The sequence below is a fragment of the Roseofilum sp. Guam genome (assembly GCF_017746735.1).
Classification (GTDB): domain Bacteria; phylum Cyanobacteriota; class Cyanobacteriia; order Cyanobacteriales; family Desertifilaceae; genus Roseofilum; species Roseofilum reptotaenium.
On the sequence record NZ_JAGHZN010000017.1, the window covers coordinates 127,749 to 146,759 of the forward strand.

Below are 19,011 nucleotides of genomic sequence, written 5' to 3' on the forward strand. Positions count from 1 at the left end.
CTTCGGTAGTGAACTTCTAATCCTAGGATTAAACCCCCCTACCCCCTATCTCCCCATTCCCCCATCCCATTTTTCAAGGGAGAATGAAACAGCGTTTCCGCAAGCGGACGTGAAAGGGGAGGTTGGGGGGATCAAAAACCTAATCTAATTCAAACTCCGTCTTCCAAGACTCATCTTTTTCCCAAGCCGGTTGGTCTGTCTTAGCCAGCAAGAAGTTTTCCAGAACCAGATAATCCATTTCAGTACGCATGAAGCAGCGATACGCATCTTCTGGAGTACAAACAATCGGTTCTCCGCGCACATTAAAGGACGTATTCACAATCAGACCGCAACCCGTCAGTTTATCAAAATGACTGATTAAGCTGTGATAGCGGGGATTGGTTTCCCGGTGAACGGTTTGGATACGCGCCGAATAGTCCACGTGGGTAATGGCAGGAATTTCTGAGCGGGGAATATTGAGTTTTTCAATCCCAAATAGTTGTTTTTGCTCCTCTGTCATCGGAATACGCAAAGATTCCTTAACTGGAGCTACCATCAGCATATAGGGACTGGGACTATATTGCTCGAAGAAATCAGACACGCGCTCGGCTAAAACTGAAGGGGCAAAGGGACGGAAAGACTCCCGATACTTAATTTTCAGGTTCATCACCGACTGCATTTTCGGTGACCTGGGGTCGCCAATAATGGAGCGTCCGCCCAATGCACGGGGGCCAAACTCCATCCGACCTTGGAACCATCCCACCACATTGTCAGTAGCCAAAATTTCAGCTAACTGGGGCATGAGTTCGGCATCATCAAGGCGAACATAGGAGGCTTTCACCAAGTCCAAATAGTCTAGAATTTCCGTATCAGAGAATTTTGGCCCCAAATAAGACCCGCGCATTTGGTCTTGTACAGGAGCAGCTATTTTTTCTGGTGTTAAGGTTCCCACGGTTGCTGTGGCAGTTTCTTTGGCATTACTGAACAGCACGGGGGTTTTCTCAGCCGTCACGGTACGCGGCATACTGTGGTATTCATACCAAGCAGAGAGGGCAGCCCCTAACGCTCCACCGGCATCGCCAGCAGCCGGTTGTACCCAGACTTCTTTAAAGCCACATTCGCGCAAAATTCGACCATTGGCGACACAGTTGAGGGCAACTCCACCGGCTAAACAGAGGTTTTCAACCTTAAGTTCGTTTTTCACCGTATTCGCCAGACGGATAACCACATCTTCAGTCACCCACTGGATGGAGCTGGCGATGTCCATTTCTCGCTGACTGATGGGGGTTTCGGGTTTCCGGGGAGGGCCACCAAAGAGGTCATCAAACTTGCTGTTGGTCATGGTTAGACCGGTGGCATAGTTGAAGTAGTCCATGTTTAACCGGAATGTGCCATCTTCTTTGACATCAATCAGGTTGCTGAGGATGGTGTCAATATATTTGGGTTCGCCATAGGGAGCGAGTCCCATGAGCTTATATTCCCCAGAGTTGACTTTGAAGCCGGTGTAGTAGGTAAAGGCAGAATAGAGCAAGCCCAAGGAGTGGGGGAAGTCTATTTGCCATTGGGGAATCAGTTGGTTGCCTTCTCCGAGCCAAGCGGTAGTTGTTGCCCATTCACCTACTCCATCGAGACAGAGAACGGCAGCTCTCTCAAACGGACTGGGGAAGAAGGCGGAGGCGGCATGGGACTGGTGATGTTCAGTGAACATCAGTTGGGGAAGCTCAGTTTTCTTGCACTGTCCGATTTCTGAGAGTTCTGTTCTTAATACCGTTTTCAGATAGAGCTTTTCTTTTAACCAGATGGGCATGGCTGCCAAGAATGACCGAAAGCCTTTGGGGGCATAGGCCAGGTAAGTTTCTAGGAGACGCTCAAATTTGAGTAGGGGTTTGTCGTAGAAGACGATATGATCTAGATCAGAGATCGTGGTTTGGGCCATTTCCAGGCAATAGGCGATCGCATGTTTTGGAAACCGTGGATCGTGCTTCTTGCGCGAAAATCGCTCTTCCTGCGCTGCCGCAACGATTTCGCCATCACAGACGATTGCCGCCGCGCTATCATGATAAAACGCTGAAATTCCTAGGATCTTCATTTAGTTCACCCCTACGCCAGTTAATTTAAGCCAATTTTGGGATTTTTTTGGGATCATGAATAGAGATTGTAACTTAGGGTTTACCCTATAAGCACTGTGTTCACTATTTTCAGGAAAGACGAACATCGGTTCGCTCTCATCTTGGACTACCTTAATGATTACGATCGCTTGGCATAATCTTCAGGTGCGTTCATATTGTAAACTTTCTTAATGATTAAACCGACAAAATCCCTCAAAGTCAATAAAGTCTCTCAAGTTGCCCTTCTATTGATCTGCTGGATTGGCATCCCTTGGATTATCGTTGAGATAGCCATGATCCTGCTCGATCCCTTTCTCTTCAAGGGTTTCTACCAGTATGATCCCGACATGGGCTTTCGAGTCAGACCCGATACATTAGGCTCAAACCGTTTTGGATTTAACGACCAAGACTATCCCCTTGAGCGAGTTCCCGGAACGGTGAGAATGATGATTGTTGGTGATTCGTTCAACTGGGCGGGGGGGTTAGAAGGTAACTATACGACCCTACTCGAAAATCAGTTCGCTCAAACCCCAGATTTACCTCCTGTGGAAGTTATTAATGCAGGCTATCCCATGACCCATGCTGGGGAGCAGTTAATTATGTTGCAGAAATTCGGTTTGCAATATCAGCCAGATTTAGTTATCTTGGGGGTTTTTGTGGGTAATGATTTTATTGATGCCGACCCCTACCGCAAGCGTATTGTGGTCAATGATACTCAAATTGATATTGATAAACGCAACGAAATTCAGATATTAGGATATCCAATTATTTTTAAGTCTCGCCTATGGATGTTTATCGAGCAAAAATATAAGGTTTTTCAAGAAACTGCTCAAATTGAACAACCGGCATGGGCCAACCCGACTCCACAAGAGGAACAGGGTACGTTTACCGAGGAAACTTTCTTAAAAATTCAGCGATCCAGATTAGAGTTTTGTAATCTTAGAGCGCACGCAGAAGGTAAATATGATGATAGAATTAAATACTTGTTTGACAGTATTACCCAAATGAAGAAACTTTTGGCGGAGCGCCAAATTGAATTTAAAGTAGCGATTTATCCCGATGAGTTTCAAGTTAGTCAAGCCTTAGCGGATCAACTTTTTGAAACCTATCAACTCAATCGGGAGGACTACGATCTAAATCTGATGCAAAAGTTGCTCATTGAGTTTCTGGATCAAGAGGGGATTCCTTATATTGATATGCTCGATCAATTCCGTCAAGTGGGTCAAACCCAAACCTTATATTTACTCAGAGATACCCATTGGAATCTGGCAGGAAATCAATTAGCATCAGATATTTTATATCAAAATTTATTAGATGATGTTAAAACCAAATAATATGAAAGGGTGGCAGAAACTCAATTTTCGTAGAGTGGTTAATTGGGCATTTTTAGGATTTCTGTGGATAGGGGTTCCCTGGTTAGCCGCAGAACTGTTTATGATCGTGATGGAACCTTATCTATTTAAAGGGTTTTTCCAGTATGATGCGGATCTGGGATTTCGAGTCAATCCTGAGACTCCTGGCACGAATGAATTTGGATTTAACGATCGCGATTATCCCCTAGAGAAAGCACCGGGAACCTACCGCATTGTAGTCGTTGGGGATTCCTATAGCTGGGCAGGCAACTTAGATGGCAACTATACGGCACTCTTAGAACAACAGTTTCAAGACTATTATGGAGCGCCCAAAGTTGAGGTGATTAATGTGGGGTTTCCCATGGCCGATCCGCCCATGTATTTGGGAATGCTGCAAAAATATGGTTTAAAATTTAATCCCGATCTTGTAGTTTTGGGCTTTTTTGTGGGCAATGATTTGCATACGCCAGTCAATCAAAAACGGATTGTTCTTAACGATACGTTTATCGATATCGATCGCAGGAAAGAAGTGAAGTTCTTGGGATATCCTATCATCGGAAAATCTAGAGTTAAGATGTTTTTACAGCAGCGCTATCGAATTTTTCAGGAGCAACTGAAACTACAACAAGCTCAACGGGAAAATCAAGGAAAATTTGAACTGATTGAGGGAGCGATCGCCCAAGATACTCCCGCTCCGAATCCCAGCCCTGAACCGCCACCCATTTATTCAGAAGAAACTTTTTTAGACATTGAACGCTGGAAGCTAGAAATTAATAACTTACCCGCCTATCAAGCAGGAAAATTTACCCCTCAGTTTGAATATTCTCTGCAAGCAGTTGTGAAAATGGCAGAGCTGCTGAAAGAAAAAAATATTCCCTTTGTGGTGGCACTTTACCCTTCAGAATACCAAATCGATCAAACTCTGGCGAGTAAAATTTTTACTGAGTATGAACTTAATCCTGAAGATTATGATTTAGAACTGCCTCAAAAAGTTGTTATTGAAACGCTAGAGGCTCATGGTATTGACTATTTGGATATGTTAGAGCCTTTTCAAGAAGCAGGCAAAGAACAAGTCCTCTATATTTTACGCGATACCCACTGGAATTTAACCGGTAATCAATTAGCCGCTAATCTATTATTTAACACCTTAAAACCTCAAGTCGATGCCCAACTTCGGTAATACAAAAGTTTCTACTTTTAGGTAATAATCCTGCGTATATCTACCCTTCTTAACCCATTAGTAATTACCCATTACCTATTACCATTCCTATATTTCAGTAACAATTATTCATTTTGGTCAGCTCTAGAGTCCGGTAAAATAAGACCAGTCCATTAGGATTGCATCAAAAATCATTGCCATCTAAGATTCAAGGTGAGTATGGCCCATGAACTTGGAATCCCATCCATTTATTAGTTATTTTGAACCCGATCAAGTCGCTCAATTGTGCGATCTGGCGGATATGATCGAGTTTGACCAACCAACTGTGATTTTTGAAGAAGGTGAAGTTCCGGATGGACTCTATCTGGTGTTAGCCGGTCAAGTTGAATTTAGCAAGATGATCGATACCGAGAAATATCAAACGATCGCCTTAGCTAAGGAAAATGATTTTTTTGGAGAATTTGGTGTCTTAGATGGGAAACCGAGAAGTGCCAGAGCAACAGCCGCTGAAGGAAGTATTTTAGCGAAAATTCCCCAAGATAAACTGATGGATATTTTACAAAATAGCAAAGGGGAAGTGATTTTAGCCCTCTTCCGGCATATTATCCATCATATTCGCATTACGACCACCCAATATGTGAATCAAATTGTCCATAAACAAAAAATGGTGTTGGTGGGCGAAATGGTGAATACCATTATCCATGACTTCAAAAGTCCCTTTAATGGCATTCAGCTCTCAAGTTCTATGCTCCAAGAGATGCACTCTGATGAAGAAACTCAAGAATGGTGCGATCTGATTCAAGCGCAAATTACCCGCATGTTGGGAATGGCGGAAGAAGTTTTAGAATTTTCTAAAGGCCATGCTACCCTCTATCGGCAACCGATACAACTGTCGGACTTATTGAAACAGTTTGAAAAGCTCAATCGAATTTACTTGCACTCTGCTCAAGTGGAGTGGGTCGTGCAGATTGAACCGGTGGAAATTTATGCTGATTTTAATAAGCTGTTGCGAGTTCTGCAAAACATCATTACTAATGCAGTAGAAGCGTTTGAAGGAAAAGGTGGCCGCATCGAAGTAACGGCTAAAAGCCAGGCTGAATGGGTGGTGATCCAGATTCGGGATAATGGTCCAGGCATTCCGAAAGCGATTCAAGAAGACTTCTTTGAGGCCTTTGTCACCCATGGCAAGCGGGGGGGAACGGGACTGGGAACGGCGATCGCCAAATCCATTATTGATGCTCACCAGGGCCAAATTAGCTTTGAATCTGAAGAGCAACAAGGGACAATCTTTACCATCCGTCTCCCTCGTTAACCGAATTCAGCGTATATAGCGCTTTGCGCTAGGGAATAGAGAATAGGGTTGGGGTATATGGCAAGACAAAACTCAACACTGTATTTCACAGGCAGTGAAAAGCGCTATAACAATGGTTCTGGTCGTTTCCATAAAAAATTCTGATGAAAGAATATTGGGGTGAGGGGTCTCACCCCTCATTTGTATGTTATATTGAATTTGATGCACCCTGATGGACGCCCACTTGTGGGGCGTTTTTTTATTTTAAAAGCGCTTTGTGTTGGTAATGGGTAATTAGGGAACAGGCAATAGGGAATAGGTAATCTCCCCATTCCCCTATTCCCGGACTTAACCCAAATATTTAGCCACGGTTTGCACGTCTTTGTCACCCCGCCCGGAACAGTTGATAACCATGCGAGGATTGCCTTCGAGTTGGGGACAGAGGGTTTCTAAATAGGCGATCGCATGAGAGGTTTCTAGAGCGGGAATAATACCTTCTAATTTCGATAAGCGCTCAAAGGCAGCCACCGCCTCGCGATCTGTCACGCTATAGTACTCAGCCCGTTCCGTTTGCTTCAAATAGCTATGCTCTGGGCCAACTCCGGGATAATCTAAGCCAGCACTAATCGAATGGGCTTCAATCACCTGACCATCTTCATCTTGGAGCAGATAGCTCATCGCTCCGTGTAATACGCCTACTTGGCCTTGGGTGAGGGTTGCCGCGTGCTTATCCGTATTCACCCCTTCTCCGGCTGCTTCCACACCAATGAGGCGCACAGAACTTTCCTTAACAAACTCATAAAAGAGTCCCATGGCATTCGATCCACCACCAACACAAGCTAAAAGAATATCGGGTAGTCCGCCCCATTTTTCCCAAGCTTGGGCGCGGGTTTCTTCACCAATAATGGTATGAAAGTCTCTCACCATCATAGGGTAAGGATGGGGCCCGGCAACTGAACCTAAGATGTAGTGAGTTGTTTCCACATTCGTTACCCAGTCGCGAATGGCTTCTGAGGTAGCATCTTTGAGGGTTCCGGTTCCCGCTTCTACGGGGCAAACTTCAGCTCCCAGTAGTCGCATCCGAAAGACATTGAGTTTTTGGCGCTCCATATCGTGAACGCCCATATAAATCACGCAGTTTAGACCAAAGCGGGCGCAAACCGTGGCAGTGGCAACTCCATGTTGTCCGGCTCCGGTTTCAGCAATAATACGCTGTTTACCCATACGCTTGGCCAGGAGAACTTGAGCTAGGGCATTATTGATTTTATGAGCGCCGGTATGGTTGAGGTCTTCTCGTTTGAGATAGATTTGGGGCCCAGTGCCATCGGATTTACGGTAGTGTGCGGTGAGTCGTTCGGCGAAGTAGAGGGGACTGGGACGACCGACATAATCACGGAGTAGGCCTTGGAGTTCGGCTTGAAATTCAGGGTTGTGGCGATAATGAGCGTAGGCTTGCTCTAGTTCGGCTAGGGCAGGCATGAGGGTTTCTGGGACGTATTTGCCGCCAAACTGACCAAAACGGCCGAGGAGATCGGGGACGGAGGCAATCGTTTGAGCTGGATGGGTTGGAGTTGTAGTCACAGGGATTCTTATGATACGAATAGGACACGATCGTATTCTAAGCACCTGTGAGCATCACATCAATATGGGGAAGAGGCGATCGCCTCTTCTTGATCCTGAAAAAGAAAAGCAAAGAATTTAGAAGCAGGGTTTCTCTGAATATATTGGCTCGTTTTCTCAATTGATTTTTACCTTGCTAGTCCAATCATTATGCTCTCTGTAGTGAACGAGTGGTTACAATATCGTTCCTGGTTAAGGGTTTTACTACAGAGAGTGGAACTGTAATCACTTAGATCGATTCACCAACTGCATTGAACGTGTCTAGGATGCAACCGGTTTCACCACTGCCGGAGTGGGGAATAAAATCGATCAGGGTGGTGATATCTCCTTGATAAATTCCATATTCTGGAACATCTTGGAGTAAGAAAATTTCTTGATAATGTTCTAAATTCATGGCTTTATTCTCGATAAGGTTTTAGAGTGACAAAATAAAATTGATCGTCAATCAATCGCTGTAACCCAATCGTGACTACAAGTAATAGACAATCATTTACTCCTTCTAGTTCACCGATAACTTGATAATATGTACCGTCCTACACCACTTGTCGGATTCCATTGCGATCGCGTGGAGATTTAGAAACTAGTTTTCTATCAGTATCTTGGCTCATTCTCTCAAGGTAGGGAGCAACCCGGTTCCTTTGGAGTTGGCGATTGCCCTAGGACATCAATTCCTCTTCTATGCTCACCCCTATTCTCCCGAATGCGATCTAGATCATGTTGACACCTATCGCAACATCTTGTTGCATTACTTAATAAGTCAGGACACAAAACTTCACAAACTAGGAGACAGTCATGATTTACTTCGTTTTTCTTAGCCTCGTTATTGTTGCGGGTTGGTTAGCTGCTTCTGTAATCGGAAGCACAGCTTATTTCCAAGGTGAACAAAACTAATCACCACTTCCCATAATCCCACTGAAACGCTTTAGCGTTTACCTCAATCTGTCACTGGAAAGTAATCAATCACATAAGGAGAACATCATGGTTGACCTAGTTATTCTTGCACTTGTCGTTGTTGCCGGTTGGTTAGCTGCTTCTATCATTGGAAGCAAAGCCTACTTTATGGGTAAATAAAGTCAATCGATCTGACTAGACCTAATAGGGTGCGTTATCAACGCATCCTATAACTTTTTTTACTCTCTGCGTTTGCATGTATCCGTACCTCCGTATCACCCTGTTCTCGTGTCTCTCCGTGATGTGATCGCCGACTTTCTCTACGCCGTTAGCCAGAATACACTAGAATAGAGCAAATTAGCTTATGCTCAGAATTTAGAACGGTGAATAGTTCTCCTTCCTCTACTGACCTTGACCCGAAACGCTTGTTTTCATTTGAACTTGATGACTTCCAACATCAGGCGATCGCTGCATTGAACGCTGATAAGTCCGTCGTGGTATGCGCTCCCACGGGATCGGGTAAAACCTTAATCGGAGAATACGCCATTTATCGCGCCTTGTCACGGGGGAGAAGAGTCTTCTATACCACTCCCCTGAAAGCGCTCTCGAATCAGAAATTGCGTGATTTCAGTCAAGTGTTTGGCGCGAAAAATGTTGGATTAGTTACGGGTGATTTGTCCCTTAATCGGGAAGCGCCAGTGGTAATTATGACGACGGAAGTATTTCGCAATATGCTCTACGGAACGCCTATCGGTCAAATTGGTACATCGATCCAAGGGGTAGAGGCGGTGGTTTTGGATGAATGCCACTATATGAACGATCGCCAACGGGGAACGGTTTGGGAAGAGTCGATTATTTACTGTCCTCCCCATATTCAACTGGTGGCACTCTCGGCAACAGTAGCTAACAGCAACCAGCTCACAGCCTGGCTTTCAGAAGTTCATGGCCCCACAGAACTGATTTACTCGGACTTCCGTCCGGTTCCCCTGCAATATAACTTTTGCAACCTGAAAGGCATCTTTCCTCTACTGAATAAGAAAGGGAATGGCATTAACCGGTTATTGCTTAATACCAAAGCTAGGGGCAAAAAACCTCCCAAGGTGAAACCCAAGGATCAAGTTCCCCATTTGTTATCCGTGGTTTCCCAACTGAATGAGCGGGATATGCTACCAGCGATTTACTTTATTTTTTCCCGTAAAGGATGCGATCGCGCTGTGGCTGAAACTGTGGGACTCTCTCTGCTCTCCTCGGAAGAAAAACGGCAAGTCGCCGCCCATCTAGAACTGGTGCTGCACGAGAATCCTGAAGCCATTCGCCGCTCCCAAGTGGAATGCCTCTATCGGGGGGTTGCCTCTCACCATGCAGGCTTATTACCGGCTTGGAAATCCCTAGTCGAAGAACTGTTTCAACAGGGATTAATTAAGGTTGTGTTTGCTACGGAAACCCTGGCAGCCGGGATTAATATGCCTGCCCGAACCACCATCATTTCCAGCTTATCCAAACGCACGGATCAGGGCCATCGTCTGCTCAACCCCAGTGAATTTCTGCAAATGGCTGGACGCGCAGGACGTAGGGGAATGGATGAAATTGGTCATTTAGTGGTGGTGGAAACCCGGTTTGAGGGGGCAAAAGAAGCGGGGTATTTAGCGACAGCAGGAGCCGATCCCTTAGTGAGTCAGTTTACTCCCAGTTATGGCATGGTGTTGAATCTGCTCCAAACCCATAGTTTGGAGGAAGCCAAACAACTGATTGAACGCAGTTTTGGTCAGTATATGGCCAATTTAACCTTAATTCCCCAACAGCAGGCGATCGCCGCATTGCAAGCCGAAGAAAAGCAAATTCACTCCCAACTGGCTTCCTATGGCAACCTCGCAACCCTCCAGGAGTTGGCCGCCAGTTATAAGAAGCTGCAAGAGCGAATGCGGGAAGCCAAACGACTGTTGAAAACCTTGCAAAACCAAGCAGAACGGGCGCGAACCAAGGATTTAGCGGCCGCGATCGATTTTGCCGTCCAGGGAACACTGCTCAGTCTCAAAGGCAAGTATATTACCGTTCCTCAAGCCATTTCCGCCATTTTGGTCAGAAAAGTCCCCGGCAGCGGCCAAGCCCCCTATTTAGTCTGTTTGGGGGCGGATAATCGCTGGATGGTAGCGACCTATGGGGATGTGGTGGGGTTATATGGGGATATTCCCCGGTTTAAGGTCGTGGATGGTTGGGAACTGCCCCCAGAGTTAGGATTAAAACCAGGAGAATGTCGCAGTAGTGGCCCAGAAACGACCGCCACAGCGAACCAAATTCCCCAGTTAGAACCCACATTAGCTGCTCCAGAGGTGGACGATCAACTCTTGCAAGTTGAGGAAATCACGAATAACTTAATGGAGCATCCGGTACATCAGTGGCCGGAACGGGGGCGGATTCTCAAGCAGATTTCTCGTGCTGCTAGACTAGAGACAGAAATTGGCGATCGCCTCAGCAAATTTCAGCGTCTTAAATCTCGATATTGGGAAGAGTTTCTCAATTTAATTGCCATTCTGCAAGCGTTTAACGCTCTCAATCCTAACCTGGTTCCCACACCTCTCGGTGAATCTGCGGCTACCCTGCGGGGCGAAAATGAGTTATGGCTCGGTATCGCCTTAACCTCTGAAGCCTTTGCCCACCTAGAACCCCATCATTTAGCTGCCGCCTGCGCTGCCCTCGTAACCGAAACACCCCGTCCAGATAGTTGGGTGAACTATAATACCTCTCAACCCGTGATTGAAAGCCTGTTAGAACTCCAAGGAATGCGTCGCCAACTCTTCCAGCAACAACGGCGTTATGATGTAGCCCTGCCCATTTGGTTAGAGTACGAATTAATCGCTTTAGTCGAACAATGGGCCCAAGAACAGGATTGGGCAGAACTCTGTGAACAGACGAGTTTGGATGAAGGAGATATTGTGCGCTTGCTCCGACGAACCTTAGATTTATTATCCCAAATTCCCCATATTCCCCATGTTTCCGGTACATTGAAAGATAATGCGATTTGGGCGATGAAATTGCTCAACCGTTTCCCCGTCAATGAAACAGTTAACAATTAACAATTCTAGGGGCAGGTTCACCATAACAGGACTAAGGAATCGGAGTATGAGGAAAGATGCAGATTGTTTGGACAAAACACGCTGAGGAAAGGCAGCAACAATGGAGCGAGCGTTTCGGAATTACCAGAGAAGAAGTTGAAGCGGTTGTCACTAATCCTCAACAGATTATTTTGGAAGACGATGTTTTGGTGGCTCAAGTTAAACGAGGCAATGGTCTTCTGAGAGTGCCATTTGTTGAAATTGGCAAAACCAAGCGAATCTTAACCCTGTACTGGACTAATCAAATCAAGCGATATTGGCAGGAGAATTCCCATGAAAGTTAAATACAATGCGGAAGCAGACATTTTAATGTTTATCTTACGCGATGGGTTTCCCTTTAATGCTATCTCCGAACCTGGAGGCGTTATTGTTAGTTATGACGAAAATGATGAACCCCTTAGCATTGAAGTTCTCAATGCATCTAAACGCAAAATGTTTAATCCTCAAGACCTTATGCTAACGATCGCCACTTGATATACTGTATGGAGGCTAATTTAACTGCATCAGATCCATGTTTCTAATATTGGGTGACCTACCCTACAAGATCCATTAAATTAACAACTGTAGGGGCAGGTTCACTGAGATCTTGAATGCCCATCCATAACTCTTGTAAACCTGCCCCCAACCCTTCGCGAAGGAACGCGAAGGAAGAAACCGGGTTTCTCCTAAGTTGAGTCAACGAGCGAGAAGATAAGCAAGAAACCCGGTTTCTAGCGCCCCCAGATGAAGGCAGAGCATTACTCTTCTTTCTCATCTTCGTCGTCATCGCCATCACTACACAAGGCAGTGACTCCAGCAATGACAACCGCGTTAGAGGTGTTTGCTAGGTTTTGCTGCGTTTCCGTGGGTTCGGGATAGAATGAGATGCCAAGGCTTACACTAGCAGAAATTGCGATGATGGAAAGGATGATTTGACGAAAGTGGGTATCCATGAAGTTATCTCTCTGAATTCGATACTCTCATGGTCTAAGATGTGTCCAAGCAAGTCAGTGGCTACTGAAATGCAGTTGGGTATGACTTCGGTATGGGTTAATCTAGAACAAGGTTTAAGGCAATTTTTTTAGGTATATGCAACTCACGCCTGAAGGAAAGCAACTTGTTGAAGACGCGCTAACTGACAGAGCGTGGACGTTAAAAGATTTAGTTGAGCCTAGTGAACTTAGCATTGATACGATTAAGAGATTCAGCGCTGGAAAGCCCGTTAGCAGAATATCGTTTGTGAAATTATGTGAAGTCTTAGAGATTGATTGGCGAATTGCATCAGGAACAGGGAAAACCCAAACAGTCTTAACAACAAACTGCCCAAATCCCTTTATGCAGCGAGGGATGTTAACGGAACTTGATGAGATTTATGGAAGGGAGCGTGAACTTCAGCAGGTATTCGAGTTTCTCAACAGTGGCGCGAGTGTCGCCTTAATTGGGGGTGCGGGAATGGGGACATCATCCCTACTGTGTGCAGTGAAGCAGAAAGCGACTGAATTGTTGCCAGAGCGCAAACCTGTGTACTTTAATATGTGTGAAATTCTTAATCTGGAAGAGTATTATTTAGCCTTTGCAGATGCTGTGGAGAGTAACGCTATAAAGCCATTTCAGATTCAGCGCGAAATCAAACAAAACAGACTTTTATTATTGCTCGATAATATAGAACAGTTACAGGAAAATTGGTTTAATGATGGCGTGCGGAGACAGTTGCGAGCTTGGGCAAATCAGGGACAGAATTCGCCCATTCGTCTGGTGGTGGCTGCTCATCGTCCCTTAACCGAGTTGTTTGAAGATAGTGGGTTCGATTCACCCTTTGCAAATATTTGCCACGAGTTAGAGTTACAACCCTGGGATAAAGAGACAATCGAGGGATTTATCACTCATCGATTAGCGGGGACAGAAGTACAATTTACAGCAGAGGAAATTGCAGAAATTGTTACCCAGAGTCAGGGCATTCCTAGCGAAGTGGTGAAACAGTGCTATCACTGCTACGAAACCTACCGAAACTAATTCCGAGATCCATATATTTTGACTATGAAAAAATCAGTCGAACCTCTACCCCGTTTAGACCTAGCACCTAAATTAAATCGCCCCTTATCTTTGTGGAATCCCTTGGATTATTTGCGCCTGTTGTATTGGGTATTTTATTTTCCTCAAGCCTTGCGGTGGTATGTCAATACCTTTGGTGGTGGGTATATTCCTCGAGAAGAAATGAATCTTCGCAAGGGTTGGCAAATCTTGCGTGAAAATCCGATTCAAAGACAGTTACTCATCCAGGGAATTCTCCTCATTCTTACCATCCCTACCTCATTCTGTTGGTTTTTAGAACAGTTCGGCTTTGTCATCATATGGGATAGTGTGGCGTTTGGTGTGGCAATGGGTGTGGTGTTAGGTGTGGCGTTTGGTGTGGCAATGGGTGTGGTGAGTGGTGTGGGAATGGGTGTGGTGATGGGTGTGGCGTTTAGTTTGATGACTGGTGTGGACAGTCGTGTGGCAAATAGTGTGGCAAATGGTGTGGGAATGGGTGTGGTGATGGGTATGGTGAGTGGTTTGGTGACTGGTGTGGACAGTGGTGTGGCAAATGGTGTGGGAATGGGTGTGGGAATGGGTGTGGTGCTGACTGTGACGAGTGGTGTGGTGACTGGTGTGGACAGTGGTGTGGACAGTGGTGTGGCAAATGGTGTGGCAATGGGTGTGGGAATGGGTGTGGCAATGGGTGTGGCGTTTGGTGTGGCAATGGGTGTGGCGTTTGGTGTGGCGATATTAAGGCCGGATAACTGGTTCGTGAGTACACCCGCTAATTGGCTCAATGTCCAGAATGGAAGTTGCCTCTTTCCACGAGTTACTGTCCTTCCCTTACCTCGCTTGCAGCTCAGGCTAAAAAAAAACTTATCTTCTGATTGGCTAGAAGGTCTACACAATAGCAATGAGTTATTGCGATACAGCTATCAGTTTGTTCCTGTTGTTGATGCTATTAATGCAGTGCTTCAACAAACCCCTAGCGAACAACTCATCTGGAAAACAGCTCATCTAGCTGACCAACCCTATGACTGGAAACTGGTAGGCTTTGCCTCAATTTCCCTGCAACAGCAATTGAAAGCTACCTTCAAGCGTAATCTACAGAGTTGGCGAGGTTCCTACTCTGGTATCACCGAATCTCCTCGCCTCGATACCCTCCCTCATGCCACGGCTGCCGGTTTCTGGTATCTCCATGAAAAAAAAACCACCCATGCTACCGAAGCCTTCAATGTAGTCCGCCACATCCTCTACGGCGAAGAAATGTACATCCTCGCCTTAAGCCTCGACCTCTGCACCCAAGCCAAAATATTTAACCAAATTCATAATCTCACTCTTCCTCTTTGTCCTGAACGCAACCCCAAACAACGCCTCCGCCAAACCAGTTGGCCAGCCCTAGAAGCCTTCCACCGCGTCACCCAAGAAACCCAACTCATCGACCGCAGCACCGGTAAAGCTACCCGTGCCCAAGCTCTAGCCCGCGCCCAAGGGGAACTGAAACATATCCTCGATAATGCCGACCAACTCCCCCAAGCGGAAGGCGGCCTCATTCTCGATATTGCCACCACCTGGCGCGATGCGCTCCTGAATATTGCCAGCGACATCGGCAATGTGGAAATTCTTGAACCCGTCCAAAACCCCTATACCATCGGCGACCCCGTAGAAGGTGACCGGTTTGTGGGTCGTGAGGACATCCTCCGGGAACTGGAAAGCCTCTGGCTCGGTGCAGCTAACCCCCCCTCTGTTCTCATCTACGGTCATCGTCGCATGGGGAAAACTTCGATTCTCCGCAACCTCACGGGTAGTTCTGACCTGAAGCTGATTTACGTCAACCTGCAACTGCTCGGCTCCGTTACCCAGGGTCTTAGTGAAGTCCTGCTGACCATCGCTGACGACATTGCCCAACATCTGGACATTACCGCGCCCCCCGATGATGCCTTTCTCACGTTCCCCCAACGCACGTTTGAGCGCTACCTGCGGGATGTCCTCAAGCAACTGGACTGCCGGGCCCTGATTATTGCCCTCGATGAATTTGAACTGATTGAAGACCTCATCGAAGCGGGACAACTCACCCCCGACTTTATGGGTTACCTGCGCGGTTTAATCCAAATGGACAAGCGTCTGGCCTTTGCCCTGGCTGGACTGCACACCCTGGAAGAAATGACCCGCGACTATTTCCAACCCTTCTTTGGCAGCACGTACCCCTTGCGCGTCGGTTTCCTCAGCCGCGCTGCTACCCGTCAAATTCTGGAAAACCCCAGCGACGACTTCCCCCTGGAATATGACCCGGATGCGGTGGATGAAATCTATCGCCTCACCCACGGTCAACCCTACCTGGTGCAACTGATAGGCTTTCAACTGGTGCGCCGGTTTAATGAACTGGTCTTTGAAACGCCTACATTCATTTCGACTTCGCTCAATGAACGTATTCCAACTCCGCTCAATGAGCGGAGTCGAAATGAGCGCAATGCCAGACTCACCCTAGAGGATGTGGCTGCTGTCACCGATATTTCCCAAGGTGACCTCTTCCGCAATGGTCGCTACTACTTCGACGGCATCTGGAACCAAGCCAGCCAAGACCCACCGGGTCAAACGGATATCTTACAAGCGCTCGCCCCCCACCCCACCGGCCTCACCAGCGAGGAACTCCAGTCCCAGTGTCCCGATGTGCCCGACCTTACCGCCGCCTTGGACACTCTGCAACGCCATGACGTGGTTCACCAAACCGAGGAGCGCTGGCGCATTCAGGTCGAACTTTGCCGTCGCTGGATAGCCGCCCGCGCCTAGATGTGTCTTGACATCCGTAGAGGCGAAAAATTCATTGTTAGTTGTTAATTATTAATTACAAAGGCGACACCCGGATTCGAACCGGGGGATAGAGGTTTTGCAGACCTCGGCCTTACCGCTTGGCTATGTCGCCGTGTTTGACCACTCTTTCTAGAATAACAGAATCAATTAGACTTTGACTAGACCCTAACAGAAATTTTTTCTCGCCACTGCCCAACTGCGCTATTCAATCTTGGGGATAACCAGGAATCAAATTGGGAATATACCGGTAAGCGCGCTTGCAGATGCCATCCGTAAGGCTCAAGGAATTGTTGCAGGTGTTCAGCAGAGGGATGGGGATAATCTGGATTCACTTCATCTTTGGGGCCAAGTCCACCGAGATCCGTTGCTCCTGCTTCTAAACAAGATAATAATAGGTTTGGGTAATAGACGAGATTGGGCGGAATTTGCAGGGTAATCTCTGAAGGCAGAAGGCGACGCGCAAGGGCAACGAGGGGGGGCAATTCGGTTAAGTCAAATCCCGGTAAGGTGCTGGTTTGTTGGTGTCCAGGACTGTAGGGTTGTAGAATCGCCTCTTGTATATGATAGTAGGTCTGATGAATTTCGGCGATCGCCTCTAAACTCCGAACTCTGTCTGCTTCCGTTTCCCCAATGCCCACCAAAATCCCCGTCGTAAACGGAATTCTAAGCTCTCCAGCCCATCTTAACTGTTCTAATCTTAATCCTGGTTCCTTACTGGGTGCGTGAGCATGAACCGTTTCCAATAACCCTCCAGACACCTGCTCCACCATCAACCCCATGGAAACATTAACTTCTTTTAAGCAAGCCATCTCCTCAAAGCTCAAGGGCCCTACATTAGTATGGGGCAAAAAACCATAGGAGAGCGCCAACTCAGCCAAAGCATAAATTCGCTCTAACCAAGCTCCCCGACGAGAACTAGCTGGATGGACTTCGCCACTGAGAATTAAGATCTCGCAAATTCCCTTACCCTGTAACGCTTGCAACCGCTCGTGAGCCTGAATACTGCTCAACCAAGCATCATCACCAGGACTAACTCGAAAGTTGCAGTAGCTGCATTGATTGAAACATTCATAAGTTGGTACGAGGGTATAAGCTGGACTATACGTTACTTCTCGATACATAGCTATAAGATGATGGATTGACGATATGGCAAGCTAGATAGACCACCTCGAAGTTTAATCTATCTAAGGATTCCAGATATCTCATAAAAAAAACCTTAAGACACCTTTACATGGCTAAATAGATATATTAAGATAAAGTAGTAAGCAAAAATTAAATCGCTGTATAGCTTGAACATCTAGATAGCTATAAGCTATTATAAAATCATGACGACCACCCTACAACCCAGATCCAATGCGAGTGCTTGGGAACAATTTTGTCAGTGGGTAACTTCTACCGAAAACCGCCTCTACCTGGGCTGGTTCGGTGTTCTAATGATTCCCACTCTCTTAACTGCAACCCTCTGCTTTATCATCGCTTTTATCGCAGCACCTCCTGTCGATATAGACGGAATCCGCGAACCGGTCTCCGGTTCATTGCTCTACGGTAACAATATCATTACTGCAGCAGTCGTTCCTACTTCCAATGCAATTGGTTTGCACTTCTATCCCATCTGGGAAGCAGCCAATATGGACGAATGGCTCTATAACGGCGGTCCCTATCAGTTAATTGTCTTCCACTTCCTCATCGGCATCTTTTGCTATATGGGTCGGGAGTGGGAACTCTCTTACCGTCTTGGTATGAGACCTTGGATTGCAGTTGCCTATAGCGCCCCTGTAGCTGCTGCGACTGCGGTGCTGTTGATCTATTCCATCGGTCAAGGATCTTACTCTGACGGTTTGCCTCTAGGAATCTCCGGCACCTTCAACTTTATGATCGTTCTGCAAGCCGAACATAATGTCTTGATGCATCCGATGCACATGATGGGTGTAATCGGTATCTTTGGTGGCGCATTGTTTTCCGCTATGCACGGTAGCTTAGTTACCTCTTCTTTAGTGCGTGGAACGACTGAATCCGAAAGCCAAAACCGAGGCTATCTTTTTGGTCAAGAACAGGAGACCTATAACATCATCGCTGCTCACGGCTACTTTGGTCGTCTGATCTTCCAATACGCTTCCTTCAATAACAGTCGTGCTTTGCACTTCTTCTTGGGAGCTTGGCCTGTAGTGGGCATCTGGTTTGCTTCTCTGGGAGTTGCCTGTTTTGCGTTCAATTTGAATGGTTTTAACTTTAACCAGTCCTTATTGGATTCTGACGGCCATGTTATCAATAGTTGGGCTGATGTCATCAACCGGGCTAACTTAGGCATTGAAGCCATGCACGAACGCAACGTCCACAATTTCCCCTTAGATTTAGCCAGTATTGAAGCCATTCCTACTATCCAAGGCTAATTCTTAAGCCTTACGCTTCAATCAAAAGTACCCAGCACCCCATTACAGGGGTGCTTGTTGTTGTTCTTGAGTTCTTGTAGACTTCATCTGGCTCGATATTGTGACCCTGACAAAGTTGATCATAAGAAATACTTATTAAAAAAATCCCTAAAATTTTTTGTGAAACCCCCTTTACAAAACTAAATAAATAAATTAATATGTGAGGTGTGAGTGGCAAAAAAGTGCCACAGAACCTAGAAAAATAAATAGCCATCATAAAAGCATGACCACAACTCTCCAACAAAGCTCCAACGCGAGCGCTT

General features: G+C 46.3%; 15 protein-coding genes and 1 tRNA gene. 9 read left to right on the plus strand and 7 right to left on the minus strand.

Going from position 1 to position 19,011, the window contains the following annotated elements; translation table 11 throughout:
- Positions 1-139: 139 nt before the first annotated feature.
- Positions 140-2,068 carry a carbamoyltransferase gene (locus J7529_RS08530; RefSeq protein ID WP_318728632.1) on the minus strand — a complete coding sequence of 643 codons (1,929 nt, stop codon included), beginning with the start codon at positions 2,066-2,068 and terminating at the stop codon, positions 140-142.
- 210 nt (positions 2,069-2,278) lie between these two features.
- On the opposite strand from J7529_RS08530, the gene J7529_RS08535 reads away from it, so the two are divergent.
- From J7529_RS08535 to J7529_RS08545, 3 genes are all read left to right on the plus strand, one after another.
- Positions 2,279-3,421 (plus strand): alginate O-acetyltransferase AlgX-related protein, encoded by a 1,143-nt coding sequence (locus J7529_RS08535; protein WP_318728633.1) that lies wholly within the window; start codon positions 2,279-2,281, stop codon positions 3,419-3,421.
- Positions 3,402-4,619 (plus strand): alginate O-acetyltransferase AlgX-related protein, encoded by a 1,218-nt coding sequence (locus J7529_RS08540; protein ID WP_318728634.1) that lies wholly within the window; start codon positions 3,402-3,404, stop codon positions 4,617-4,619. The genes J7529_RS08535 and J7529_RS08540 overlap by 20 nt, the downstream gene beginning before the upstream one ends.
- A gap of 205 nt (positions 4,620-4,824) precedes the next feature.
- The gene (locus J7529_RS08545) at positions 4,825-5,910 is read left to right on the plus strand and encodes an ATP-binding protein (RefSeq protein WP_318728635.1); all 1,086 of its coding nucleotides are present in this window, start codon (positions 4,825-4,827) and stop codon (positions 5,908-5,910) included.
- A gap of 327 nt (positions 5,911-6,237) precedes the next feature.
- Here the strand turns inward: J7529_RS08545 and trpB are convergent, their stop codons facing one another.
- Positions 6,238-7,470: a tryptophan synthase subunit beta gene (gene trpB, locus J7529_RS08550; protein WP_318728636.1), complete on the minus strand. Its 1,233-nt coding sequence runs from the start codon at positions 7,468-7,470 to the stop codon at positions 6,238-6,240.
- Positions 7,471-7,738: 268 nt separating this feature from the next.
- A complete protein-coding gene (locus J7529_RS08555) occupies positions 7,739-7,903 on the minus strand; it encodes a DUF4926 domain-containing protein (protein WP_271942376.1) in 165 nt (54 codons plus the stop codon).
- An 880-nt stretch (positions 7,904-8,783) separates the two neighbouring features.
- On the opposite strand from J7529_RS08555, the gene J7529_RS08560 reads away from it, so the two are divergent.
- Genes J7529_RS08560 through J7529_RS08570 form a run of 3 tightly spaced genes read left to right on the plus strand, consistent with a single transcriptional unit; the run spans position 8,784 to position 11,987 of the window.
- Positions 8,784-11,474: a DEAD/DEAH box helicase gene (locus tag J7529_RS08560; protein WP_318728637.1), complete on the plus strand. Its 2,691-nt coding sequence runs from the start codon at positions 8,784-8,786 to the stop codon at positions 11,472-11,474.
- A gap of 56 nt (positions 11,475-11,530) precedes the next feature.
- Entirely contained in the window at positions 11,531-11,797 is a 267-nt protein-coding gene (locus J7529_RS08565) for a DUF4258 domain-containing protein (protein WP_271942382.1), read from the plus strand.
- Entirely contained in the window at positions 11,787-11,987 is a 201-nt protein-coding gene (locus tag J7529_RS08570; RefSeq protein WP_318728638.1) for a DUF2283 domain-containing protein, read from the plus strand. The genes J7529_RS08565 and J7529_RS08570 overlap by 11 nt, the downstream gene beginning before the upstream one ends.
- A gap of 263 nt (positions 11,988-12,250) precedes the next feature.
- Here the strand turns inward: J7529_RS08570 and J7529_RS08575 are convergent, their stop codons facing one another.
- Positions 12,251-12,445 (minus strand): hypothetical protein, encoded by a 195-nt coding sequence (locus J7529_RS08575; RefSeq protein ID WP_318728639.1) that lies wholly within the window; start codon positions 12,443-12,445, stop codon positions 12,251-12,253.
- 286 nt (positions 12,446-12,731) lie between these two features.
- Here J7529_RS08575 and J7529_RS08580 point away from each other — a divergent pair, with 286 nt between their 5' ends.
- Together J7529_RS08580 and J7529_RS08585 are read left to right on the plus strand one after the other, a co-directional pair.
- Positions 12,732-13,505 carry an ATP-binding protein gene (locus J7529_RS08580; protein ID WP_318728640.1) on the plus strand — a complete coding sequence of 258 codons (774 nt, stop codon included), beginning with the start codon at positions 12,732-12,734 and terminating at the stop codon, positions 13,503-13,505.
- 24 nt (positions 13,506-13,529) lie between these two features.
- On the plus strand, positions 13,530-16,298 hold the full coding sequence (locus tag J7529_RS08585; RefSeq protein ID WP_318728641.1) for an AAA-like domain-containing protein: 2,769 nt from the start codon (positions 13,530-13,532) through the stop codon (positions 16,296-16,298).
- A 61-nt stretch (positions 16,299-16,359) separates the two neighbouring features.
- Here the strand turns inward: J7529_RS08585 and J7529_RS08590 are convergent.
- Together J7529_RS08590 and cofG are read right to left on the minus strand one after the other, a co-directional pair.
- Positions 16,360-16,431 (minus strand) — tRNA-Cys (locus tag J7529_RS08590).
- Positions 16,432-16,477: 46 nt separating this feature from the next.
- On the minus strand, positions 16,478-17,440 hold the full coding sequence (gene cofG, locus J7529_RS08595; RefSeq protein ID WP_318728642.1) for a 7,8-didemethyl-8-hydroxy-5-deazariboflavin synthase subunit CofG: 963 nt from the start codon (positions 17,438-17,440) through the stop codon (positions 16,478-16,480).
- A 204-nt stretch (positions 17,441-17,644) separates the two neighbouring features.
- Here cofG and psbA point away from each other — a divergent pair, with 204 nt between their 5' ends.
- Positions 17,645-18,709, plus strand: coding sequence for a photosystem II q(b) protein (gene psbA / locus J7529_RS08600; RefSeq protein ID WP_318728643.1), 1,065 nt, complete (start codon positions 17,645-17,647; stop codon positions 18,707-18,709).
- Between the two features lie 10 nt (positions 18,710-18,719).
- Here the strand turns inward: psbA and J7529_RS08605 are convergent.
- On the minus strand, positions 18,720-19,011 hold a 292-nt coding region (locus tag J7529_RS08605; RefSeq protein ID WP_318728644.1), incomplete at its 5' end, for a hypothetical protein.

Bases quoted from the DNA above. Each gene is read 5' to 3' on its own strand.
- J7529_RS08570 (WP_318728638.1), top strand. From the start codon at position 11,787: ATGAAAGTTAAATACAATGCGGAAGCAGACATTTTAATGTTTATCTTA.
- J7529_RS08585 (WP_318728641.1), top strand. From the start codon at position 13,530: ATGAAAAAATCAGTCGAACCTCTACCCCGTTTAGACCTAGCACCTAAA.
- J7529_RS08555 (WP_271942376.1), bottom strand. From the start codon at position 7,903: ATGAATTTAGAACATTATCAAGAAATTTTCTTACTCCAAGATGTTCCA.
- J7529_RS08565 (WP_271942382.1), top strand. From the start codon at position 11,531: ATGCAGATTGTTTGGACAAAACACGCTGAGGAAAGGCAGCAACAATGG.
- psbA (WP_318728643.1), top strand. From the start codon at position 17,645: ATGACGACCACCCTACAACCCAGATCCAATGCGAGTGCTTGGGAACAA.
- cofG (WP_318728642.1), bottom strand. From the start codon at position 17,440: ATGTATCGAGAAGTAACGTATAGTCCAGCTTATACCCTCGTACCAACT.
- J7529_RS08575 (WP_318728639.1), bottom strand. From the start codon at position 12,445: ATGGATACCCACTTTCGTCAAATCATCCTTTCCATCATCGCAATTTCT.
- J7529_RS08535 (WP_318728633.1), top strand. From the start codon at position 2,279: ATGATTAAACCGACAAAATCCCTCAAAGTCAATAAAGTCTCTCAAGTT.
- J7529_RS08545 (WP_318728635.1), top strand. From the start codon at position 4,825: ATGAACTTGGAATCCCATCCATTTATTAGTTATTTTGAACCCGATCAA.
- J7529_RS08540 (WP_318728634.1), top strand. From the start codon at position 3,402: ATGATGTTAAAACCAAATAATATGAAAGGGTGGCAGAAACTCAATTTT.
- J7529_RS08530 (WP_318728632.1), bottom strand. From the start codon at position 2,068: ATGAAGATCCTAGGAATTTCAGCGTTTTATCATGATAGCGCGGCGGCA.